This is a genomic window from Mesorhizobium waitakense (assembly GCF_056431085.1).
In genome coordinates this window covers 1-10,051 of record NZ_JBWKME010000075.1, presented here as the reverse complement: position 1 = coordinate 10,051, position 10,051 = coordinate 1, and the positions used below count along the sequence as shown (strand labels likewise).

General features: G+C 60.8%; 7 protein-coding genes and 1 pseudogene. 4 read left to right on the top strand and 4 right to left on the bottom strand.

The window, feature by feature from the left end; genetic code table 11:
• The 4 genes from AC07FD_RS17290 to AC07FD_RS17275 all read left to right on the top strand — a co-directional run.
• Positions 1-2,220: Tn3 family transposase (locus AC07FD_RS17290; RefSeq protein WP_478350825.1), on the top strand; the 2,220-nt coding region annotated here is incomplete at its 5' end.
• A gap of 54 nt (positions 2,221-2,274) precedes the next feature.
• The gene (locus AC07FD_RS17285; protein ID WP_208646533.1) at positions 2,275-3,138 is read left to right on the top strand and encodes a tetratricopeptide repeat protein; all 864 of its coding nucleotides are present in this window, start codon (positions 2,275-2,277) and stop codon (positions 3,136-3,138) included.
• A 154-nt stretch (positions 3,139-3,292) separates the two neighbouring features.
• Positions 3,293-3,844, top strand: a complete 552-nt coding sequence (locus AC07FD_RS17280; protein WP_120018632.1) for a recombinase family protein — start codon at positions 3,293-3,295, stop codon at positions 3,842-3,844.
• Positions 3,841-4,254, top strand: a complete 414-nt coding sequence (locus AC07FD_RS17275) for a hypothetical protein (protein WP_120018633.1) — start codon at positions 3,841-3,843, stop codon at positions 4,252-4,254. Before AC07FD_RS17280 ends, AC07FD_RS17275 begins: the two co-directional genes overlap by 4 nt.
• Before the next feature lie 199 nt (positions 4,255-4,453).
• Here the strand turns inward: AC07FD_RS17275 and AC07FD_RS17270 are convergent, their stop codons facing one another.
• From AC07FD_RS17270 to AC07FD_RS17255, 4 genes and pseudogenes are all read right to left on the bottom strand, one after another.
• Complete coding sequence (locus AC07FD_RS17270) at positions 4,454-6,805, bottom strand: penicillin acylase family protein (RefSeq protein ID WP_478350824.1); 2,352 nt, start codon at positions 6,803-6,805, stop codon at positions 4,454-4,456.
• A 221-nt stretch (positions 6,806-7,026) separates the two neighbouring features.
• A complete protein-coding gene (locus tag AC07FD_RS17265; protein WP_478350823.1) occupies positions 7,027-7,806 on the bottom strand; it encodes an amidase family protein in 780 nt (259 codons plus the stop codon).
• 59 nt (positions 7,807-7,865) lie between these two features.
• Positions 7,866-7,993 (bottom strand): annotated as a pseudogene (locus AC07FD_RS17260) (ABC transporter permease); the annotation flags it as partial.
• A complete protein-coding gene (locus AC07FD_RS17255; protein ID WP_478350822.1) occupies positions 7,993-9,591 on the bottom strand; it encodes an ABC transporter substrate-binding protein in 1,599 nt (532 codons plus the stop codon). The gene AC07FD_RS17255 and the pseudogene AC07FD_RS17260, both read right to left, overlap by 1 nt.
• Between the last annotated feature and the right edge of the window lie 460 nt (positions 9,592-10,051).

Below are 10,051 nucleotides of genomic sequence, written 5' to 3'. Positions count from 1 at the left end.
ACCTGGATCGATCAGATCGTTCGGCGGGTAGGCGCCGAAAAAGCCTCCGAGATGCGCCGCCACGCCCCGAGGCGGCAACTAGGCCTCTATACCGTTTTCCTGATGATGCGGGAAGCACAGATCATCGACGGCATGATCGACCTGCTGGTGGAGACCATCCACAAGATCGGGGCGCGTTCGAAGCGCAAGGTGGTGGCCGGCATCGCGCGTGACATCGAGAAGGTTTATGGCAAGGAGCGGCTGCTGGTCGATATCGCGGGTGCCGCGATCGAGGCGCCGGGTGGCCGGGTCTGCGATGTGATCTTTCCGGTAGCGGGCAAGGAAAAGCTTGCGGCGATCGTCAAGGAGCATCGTGCGAAGGGCACGCTCGAACGGCGCATCTACCAGGTTATGCGTGGGTCCTATGCCGGTCACTATCGAAGAATCCTGCCGAAGCTTCTTTCGGTTCTGGAGTTTCGTTCGAACAATGCCGTTCATCGGCCCGTGCTTGGGGCGTTAGACTGGATCAGGCGGGCCTTCGAAACCCGATGCCGAGTTGTGCCGCGGAACGGGGTGCCGATCGAAGGGGTCATTCCGCCGAAATGGCGCAGCGCGATCATCGGAAAGGACGGGCGCATCAACCGGATCAGCTATGAGCTTTGCGTCCTCAGCCAGCTGCGCGACCGCATCCGGGCCAAGGAAATCTGGGTGGTCGGGGCGGACCGCTATCGAAATCCGGACGACGATCTGCCCAAGGATTTCGAGAGCCGACGGGCGGCCTACTACGACGCGCTCAACCTGACGTCGGATGCGCGAGCGTTCACCCGCAAAATCCAGGCCGAGCTTGAGCGGGAATTGCGGCTGCTGAATGCCGAACTCCCCCGCAACGACAAGGTACGCATTCTCTGGCGCGGCGAGAACCGCATCTCGATCACGCCGTTCCAGCCGCTGCCGGAACCGCAAGGCCTGCGATCGGTCAAGGCCGAGATCGGCCGGCGTTGGCCAATGACGGAACTGCTGGATGTGTTGAAGGAGACGGCGCTCGACACCGGCTTTCTGGACGCCTTTGAAACGTCGGCTTCCCGTGTGGCGCTTTCGCGCGGTGCGCTCGACCGGCGCCTGATCCTGTGTCTCTACGGGCTGGGCACGAATGCCGGCCTGAAGCGCGTCGCGGCCGGATGCCCGGATGTCAGCTACGAGGAACTGCTTCACGTCGGCCGGCGCTTCCTCCACCGGGGCGCGCTCGAAGCGGCTTGCGGGCGCGTTGCCAATGCAACGCTGGCGATCCGCAACACCGCCATCTGGGGCGAAGCCGGCACGGCCTGCGCGTCGGATTCCAAGAAGTTCGGCGCTTGGGACGGCAACCTGATGACGGAATGGCATGTCCGCTATGGCGGTCGCGGCGTGATGATCTACTGGCATGTCGAGAAGGGTTCGACCTGCATCTTCTCGCAGCTCAAGCGCTGTTCGTCTTCGGAGGTCGCCGCGATGATCAAGGGCGTGCTGCGACACTGCACCGACATGGAGATCCAGCGCCAATATGTCGACAGCCATGGCCAGAGCGTCGTCGGCTTTGCTTTTTGCCGCCTGCTCGGGTTCGAGCTGGCGCCACGCCTGAAGGCGATCGCCCGGCAGAAGCTGGCGCTGCCGCATCCAGGCCTGCGCGCTGAATTGCCCAATCTGCTTCCCATTCTTTCCAACGTCATCAACTGGGAGGAGATCGAGCAGCAGTATGACGAGATGGTCAAATATGCGGCTGCCATGCACAGCGGGTTGGCCGATCCCGAAGCGATCCTGCGCCGCTTCGCCCGCGCCGAGGTGATGCACCCGACCTACAAGGCACTCGCCGAACTCGGCCGGGCGATCAAGACGATCTTCCTTTGCCGGTATTTGCGCCACGAGAAATTCCGCCGGGAAATCCACGAAGGCCTGAATGTGGTCGAGAACTGGAACAGCGCCAACAGCTTCGTCTTCTTCGGCAAGGGTGGCGAAATCGCCTCCAACCGGCCCGATGAGCAGGAGATATCGGTGCTGGCCCTGCATCTGCTGCAGGCGTCGCTGGTCTATGTGAACACGCGCATGATGCAGTCGGTGTTGAGCGAGCCGAAGTGGTCAGCGCGGCTGACGCCGGAGGACTATCGGGGCCTGACGCCGCTGATCTACGGCCATGTCAATCCTTATGGCCGCTTCGACCTCGATCTGGATCGCCGGATCGATTTTGAGCAGAAACAAGCGGCGTGACCCATCGAAGGGGATGTTGAAATGCCTGTATCGAAGAAGCCCCGAAAGAAGGCAATGGCGAAATCCAAGAAGCCGGAAAATGACGATGCTCTGCCTCCGATGCCGGACCGGCGCGGCATGGAGGGGTTGATGGCAGGTCTTTTCGGCGGACAGCGTGGGAGCGACCCGACGGCTGCCGCGCAAGACATCATGTACGAAGCTTGGGAAGCGACCAGTCGCAGCAAGCGTATCGCGCTGGCCAGGAAGGCGCTTAAAGTCTCGCCGTTGTGCGCCGACGCCTATGTGCTGTTGGCGGAAGAAGAGGCGGGGTCTGTCGAGGAAGTGCTGGTCTACTACCAGAAGGGCGTCGCGGCGGGTGAAGAGGCGCTCGGACCGGACGGGTTTGAGGAATATGCCGGTCACTTCTGGGGTTTTCTCGAGACGCGCCCCTACATGCGGGCACGGGCAGGTCTTGCCGCGTTACTCTGGCGGCTTGGTCAGCATCAGGAGGCCATCGACCATTGTCAGGCGATGCTCGAGCTCAATCCGAATGACAATCAGGGCATCCGCTATGCGCTGGCCGGGCATTTGCTGGCGCGCGACGATATCAAGGCCCTGAGGAAGCTTCTCAAACAGTACGAAGACGATTGCGCTGCTGCATGGCTCTACACGCGCGCCCTTCTTGCCTTTCGTGAAAGCGATCCGGGTGCCGGGAAGCTTGCGGAGGAGGCTTGGCTCGCGAACAGCCATGTGCCTGGCGTCCTGTTCGGCAAGCAGCCACTGGTTGCTTCCATCAACGGCTATATCACCTTGGGCGGCGAGGATGAGGCAGCTGACTACGTTGAGGAAAACGGCCAGGCTTGGCAGGCCACGCCCGGCGCAATCGCGTGGCTGGCGGCGGTTACCAGAAAGCTGAAGCCACGACGGCGGCGTAACTGACAGCCCGGAACCGATGGGCGCGTTCTAATTTGGGTATACCCAGCCAGCACAACGCAAGTGAACACGTTCCAGCCGCACAGCCATGTTTATTTTGGGTCCGATTTGAGATATTGAACGAATTCATGCCTTGGCACACCCAAAATGAACGGTTCGCATGACTCGTATCGGATACGCGCGCACCTCCACTACCGACCAGAATCTTGCCGCGCAACTCGCCGCACTCAAGACCGCCGGCTGCGAGGTCATTCGCGAGGAACAGAAGAGCGGCGCCTCGCTGGAAGGTCGCCCGCAGCTCACCATCATTCTCGACTTCATCCATGCCGGCGAGACGCTCGTCGTCACCCGCATCGATCGCTTGGCGCGCTCCTTGCGCGATCTGCAAGTGATCGTGGACCGGCTGAAAGCCAAGGGCGCGCATCTGTCCGCGACCGAGCAGCCTGTCGACACCTCGACCGCCACCGGCAAAGCCTTCTTTGACATGCTCGGCGTTTTTGCCGAATTCGAGACCAATCTACGGCGCGAACGGCAGGCCGAGGGCATTGCCGCCGCCAGGAAGCGCGGCATCTACAAAGGCCGGCCGCCAAAGATCGACCGTGCCGAAATCATGCGCCGACTGAAACAGGGCCACGGCCCGACACAGATCGCTCGTGCTCTCGGCATCTCGCGCGGAACCGTCTACCAGGTACGGAAAGGCGAACCAGATTGAGCAAAGGAAACCGCATCATCCGGCTGACGCCTGTAGCTTGCGAGCGGATCCAAGCCCGCATGCTCGAAGCCTGCCAAAAGATCGCCGCGGATCACGGGCTGGCCATCGAAAGCGCCGGATGGCGAAGCCTAGACTCCGGGTTTGCCTTCGAACCGGTGTTCAGCGTCAGCATTCCCGCCTCCGACGGCACAGCATTCAATCTCGAAAAGGATATGTTCGAGATTCTAGCCGAGCGGTACGGGCTGGCTCCCTCAGACTTCGGGCGCGAATTCAGCGCCGGAAGCGAACGGTTCCGGATCACCGGCATCGATCCCAAGCGACCCAGATATCCCATCTCCGCCGAACGGGTTCCCGACCGCCGGGGCTTCAAATTCACCGCCGAAAACGTTGCCATGCTGCTACAAACTTGAAGCAAGCCCTGATGTTCGTCAAATGTTTCCCAACTTGGCCAAAATCTCAGCTTCGGGCCGATTAGGCCATGAAGGAAACCCGTTCCTCCGTCAGTTCGCGTTCGAGCCGGGTGGCCGTTCTCAGCGCATGCTGCCGCACCGCTGTGGCGTTAACCAGCCACGCCCGACGGGAATGCTTTCGCTGTCGCTTGAACTTCGCTCAACCCGGCAGGAGGGCGATGCGGCGGACGGTCTCTTCCTCAACGCGCTTTTTGCTGTAGACGAGCGGCACGTATTCACCTTTGGACCACGTTTCGGCGAGATCGCCGTAATGGACCGAGCGCGGGTCGCCGGACTGGCCGGGCGCGTTGATGCAGACGCTGTTGTCCCAGTTGCCGACATCCATGACGAGTCGGACGGACGCCCCTATGTTGACACCGAAATCGTTCATCCGGTAGCCGGCCATCATGGGTGTCGAACGGCTGCCGCCGAGCGGGAGCGCACCGACATTCCACTCCGTGACATTCTCCGGCCTGATGCGGCTGGCAGCATGCTCGAAAATCGCCTGGTGCAAAATGCCCCATTGCCAGGCGAACGGATCGGCGCCGAGCCGCGCGCCGCAATCGGCAAAACCAAGTGAGAGCGTCGAAAGCAGCATGTCGTCGCGTTCGGCCTCGGCCCATCGGAGCCCGGGCTCGACCAGAAGGGAGAGGATCCGGTCGACATCGCCCGGTAGCAGCAACTGAAGCACCGTCGGGTTCGGGACGAACCTTGCGAGAAGCGCCGGGCGGAGGTGCTTCATCCACCAGACTTCGAACAGCGCCGCGGCGGGGCTTGTTGCTTCAAGCCGGTGGTCCCAATTCCTGAGCAGATCGAGTGCTTTTTGCTGGACATCGTCCAAAGGTTGCCGGCCGACTTTTTCAAGCACGCCGGAGATGATGGCAGCCGGCCGGGAGTATACGTCCGTCTGCAACGCCATTGACGCTTTCAGCGTGTGTTTGGGATCGCTGGCGAGGACAGACCTGATGCGCCGGGCGCGGCTCACTTCCGCCCATTCATGGGCAATCGACGGAGCTTTCGGATCGCGGTCTGCCGGCAGGTTCATCTCGTTGGCCGTAGCCACAAAGCCCTCGGTCGGATTGTACTTGCGCGGAAGCTGATCGGCAGGCAGGAAACCGTCCCATTCATGGCTGCCGTGGCCGGGCACGGGCAAGAGCCCTTCCCAGTTGCGACGGACAGGCGTGAAACCGGCCGTGAACCAGCCGATATTGCCCTCCAAATCGGCACTGACATGGTTTACCGAAGGCGTGCCCCAATGGGAAAGCGTTTCGGAAAAACCTTTCACCGAGTTGCTGCGCATGTAGGACAGGCTGCCGAGATAGGCGGCCGCGCCCGGCGACAGCCAGACGGAGCGTATAGCGATCACGAGCCGCTTTTCTGAATTCTCGTAGAGGATCGGACCGTGTCGGGTGAAGGAGAGCGTCAGCGTCTGGTCGGCAAAGCCCTTGACCGGAAAGGCCTCTTCGATGCGGACAATCTTCTCCCACAGATCGCCATAGCGGTAGGTATCTGGATCGCCGCCCTTCGTCTCGTAGACGTATATGTCCTCCTGGTCTGCCCCGAAGATTGTGAGACCGAAGGCGATCTTCCCATTGTGGCCGAGGGAGACGCCCGGCGCGGTCGGCTCGCCAGCGCCTGTAACATTGAGGCCCGGCGCTTCCAAGTGCACGAGGTAACGTAGCGAGGGCACGGCATGCCTGCGGTGCGGATCGCTCGCCAGGATCGGCCGGCCGCTTTCGGTTCGGGAGCCATGGACGGCCCAGTTGTTGGAGCCCTCCTCCATCTTTGCCTGGACGACATCGCCGAGATCGGTCACCTCAGTCCACTTCCAGATATGATCCAAGGTTGCCGCAAGACGGTCCTTGTCGAAGGTGACCGGCGCGGTCGCGAGCTTGTAGAGGCGCGTTGCGGCAAGCGGAATATCGGCCAGCGAAATGCCTGCGGCCCCCTTCGGTCGGACAGGCGGGTTGATCTCGCAGCGCAGCAGATCCGTCTCGGCATCAGCCAGAACCATGATGTTGGCTCGCAGGATCTCCGATAGCCCGTTGCCGTTCAGCGCGTGGGTGCGGACGCGGACAACATCGGAAGACTGCCATGGGGCTGGCTTCGTGCCGAACAGAGCAAATTCCGGCGGCAGGCGATCGGGCTCGGCTTCGCAGAGCGCGACATAGGCATTGATACCGGCGGCAAATGCCGTGCAGATCGCTTCCGTATCCGGCGCGTAGGCTGTCCATTCCGGCCCCATGTCGCCGCGGTAAAGGAAATGCCGGGCGGCATGGTCTTGGGCCAGGTAGCCGGGGCCGAAATCCGTTGCGAGGAGGCCGAGACCACGCTTGCGCCACAGATCGAGCTGCCAGAGCCGGTCACGAGCGGCGTTGAACCCCTGCACCAGGAACAGGTCCCGTTCGCTCGCCGCCCTGATATGCGGAATGCCCCAGCGGTCAATACGGATCTCGGCCTCGGCCTCGAGGCCGGCCAGCCGGATGGTTTCGTTGGTAGGGGTATCGGTCATAGCAATCTCCGTTCATCGTGTGGTTTCTCTACATTTCGGTCCGTTAACCAGCGCCGCCGGGATCGTGCCGCAAGCGAATGGATCAAGAGTTCTGCACTGGTCAGACCATCGCCCCTTGCGGCTGATCTGTAGGATCAATCCGCGACCAACCACTCTCGCGCAACTCGCTTCACACAACTTGGCAATATCCTTCGAAGCCTTTCGCGAATTCCCTTGATCCGTCAGTTCTGGCGCAACCCGGGTGGCAGGACTCGCTCAACCCAGTTGGTCTGCTTCTCGTAGGCCTGCGCGAGCTGCAGGACGGCCCGATCGCCGTGATGCCGGCCGATAATCTGCACGCCCATCGGGGGCCCGCGGCCGTCGAAACCGACCGGCATCGAGGCCACTGGGTGCCCGGTCACTGACCAGGGTGCGACGGTTTCCATCCAGCGGTAGGTATCCATCTCGCGGCGGGCGATCGATGACGGCCAGTGGATGGTCTTGTCGAATGGGAACACTTGCGCGGGTGGGGCAAGCATGTAGTCGTACTGATGGAACATCGCCGTCATCGCCTGGTACCAGGCGACCCGGGCTTCGGCGGCCTCGGCGACATCTTCAGGCCGTGCTCGATCTCCCAGATCAGTTCGGGCTTCATCAGCTTGCGTGTTTCCGGGTCGTCTAAGGGCGAGGCACTTAGTCATGCCCCACCAGCGCCATACCAGGAACAGATGCCAGATCTTGGCGGGGTCATGTTGCGGTAGTACCCACTCTACTGTGCAGCCCAACCGCTCGAATGCACCAAACGAGGACTCGACCAGCTCGAGTACGCCCGGCTCGGTGGCGAGGTAACCGTCCCAGTCGCCGACATAGGCGATCCGGGTGCCGCGAAAGTCGCGGTCAAGTGTCTGCGTGAAGACTTCCGGGTCTTCGTCGATCGCCAGTGGTGCGCTTGGGCCCTGCCCGGCCATCGTCGCGAGCAGCATCGCCACGTCTGCAACATAGCGACCCATGGGGCCGCTCACATTGGCCTGAGCGACAAGCCGGGCTCGGTACCCTGCCCCATGATGGTCGGAATCCTCCTCGCGTTCCGTCCGGCCATGACCGCAGCCGGGTCGCCAGGCGCCAGCCTGAGAAGCAGGAAGATGAAGATCCCAACCATCGCCATGACAGCGATGGTCGAAACAATCTGCGGAGGATGTAGGCACCCATTACGCGGAGGCTTTCTGCATGTTCCACATCGCAAAACCGTCGCCTATGGGGATATCGATGAGGCCGGTAAGCGCCTTGCGGTGGGCACTTGGCAGGACAGCGCGCCCCAGCAGAACGCTGCCGACGAAGTCCCACCATATCCCTTGCATCTTGCGGGCGAGCGCCTGACGCTCTTTGAGTGTTTCGACATCTGCCCATTTGGCCCGGAGCGCCTCGTATTCGTCGTCCTTCGGCCAGCCCCACCACGCATGCTCCCCATTTGCGAGCAAGAAGGGATTGCTGATCGGGCTGGCTCCAGAGTAATCAGAGAAGAAGATGTTCCACCCGCCATCCTCCAGTGAGCCCTTATTCGCGCGACGCTTGCTAAGCTCACTAAAAGACATCGGCGCAAGTTCGGCGTTGCCCCCGATCTTGCGCAGCAAATCCGCCAAAAGCTGCGAGGCATTGCTGGCCTCCGGCCAGTCCGTGGATTGGAGGATGACAATTTTCTCCGCGGCATATCCGGCTTCCTGTAAGAGCTGTTTGGCTCTTTCCGGGTCGCCGCCCTTCTTGTACCATCCCGTATTCTCGTCATTGGAATAGAGGGGACTGTTTCCAAATATCGAAAACTCTGTTTCGGTGTATCTCGCGTCGGGGTACATGACGCGCAAGAAGGCCTCCTGGTCGATCAGGTAAAGCATCGCCCGGCGCGCTTTAACATTGTTAAACGGCGGCTGCAGAAAATTCATGCGCACGAACATTGTACTGCCCCTCTTGTTTAGCACCTGGAGTTCCAGATTGGGATCGCTTTCGATCACCGGGTAAAGATCGGCGGGTGGATCCAAGAGGAGGTCAGTCTCACCGGCCTGCAAGGCGGCTAAAGCAGTCTGTTGATCGGAAATAACTTGCCAGACCGCTCGATCTACCTTGGCTACCTTTCCGCCAGCGAACCCGTCGGGCGGTTCCTGGCGGGGTACATATTGTTCATTTCGGTCATAGGTGAAGCTTGCGCCAGGCTTGGCTAGAGCCTCATTAAACTTGAACGGCCCGGATCCGACGTTCGAGGTCACCTGCTCGGTAGCGGGACGATCTGCATCTTTCTCCCGCATGATGGCGAGGTAATTCCCCTCCACTAGCGTATCAAGTAGTATCCCCAATGGCTCCTTAAGAGTGATTGCGAAGGTTTTATCGTCCTTTTTCGAGATATCCTTGGCCCTGGCCATGATCAATTTTCCACCCGCGTCCACCTGGCTCCAGCGTCGTATCGAGGCCACACAGTCCGCTGCAGTGACTGGGCTGCCATCATGGAAGGTTAGGCCTTCGCGGAGTTGGAACGTATAGGTCGTCTTGTCCTCGGAAACGTCCCACTTCCGCACCATTTGCGGCTGCCGCTCAAGCTTGGAGTCGAGTTCGAACAGCGTGTCGTAAATCGCCAAGCCATGCATGCGTGTGACGCTAGTCCTCGACAGAATAGGATCGAAGACCGTGAGGTCCGGCATCACCATCCGCACCGTCCGAGCGTCATCTGGTGATGTCTGCGCCCGAAGGATCGATGGCATCGATAATGCCGCTCCAGCGGCCATGCCTGCCTTGATCAAGTTACGTCTAGAGATTGTCATGTTCTGTTCCTCCTCTTTTTTGATTTCTTGTGGCGATCTCAAGCGCTTGCTACATTCTTATGGAAATGCCCGCAGAATGCTGACGGGCAGTGATTGCTGGAGTAGATAAATCGTGTTCGGGCCAGAAGCGGGCTTTCCAATATTCGAATTGATTTTTTCTGTAGTAGCCAACGCCGGGAGTGTTTATGAGCACTGGGGTGGCGACGGAAGGAGCATCGGCATCGGGACCGACGCTTAGAGTGGTGATAACCTGGCCAATCTCGTCGTCAGCGGCTTCGCTGTACCGACGCATTGCCGTCCTAGTTGCGCGCAAGTTCGTGCTGACGCGTACGGTGCCCCCCATAGACGTTTTTTGGCTCGACGAGCCCGTGGCTGGCTGTGGCAGAGGGATTGGCTCCTGCACATCGGAGGATGGATACGCGCCCGCCTCATCGGTTCTCGCTCTCAAAAACCCGGAACG

Excerpts from the sequence above, each read along its gene's own strand:
- AC07FD_RS17280 (WP_120018632.1), top strand. The coding sequence starts at position 3,293 with ATGACTCGTATCGGATACGCGCGCACCTCCACTACCGACCAGAATCTT.
- AC07FD_RS17270 (WP_478350824.1), bottom strand. The coding sequence starts at position 6,805 with ATGACCGATACCCCTACCAACGAAACCATCCGGCTGGCCGGCCTCGAG.
- AC07FD_RS17255 (WP_478350822.1), bottom strand. The coding sequence starts at position 9,591 with ATGACAATCTCTAGACGTAACTTGATCAAGGCAGGCATGGCCGCTGGA.
- AC07FD_RS17285 (WP_208646533.1), top strand. The coding sequence starts at position 2,275 with ATGGCGAAATCCAAGAAGCCGGAAAATGACGATGCTCTGCCTCCGATG.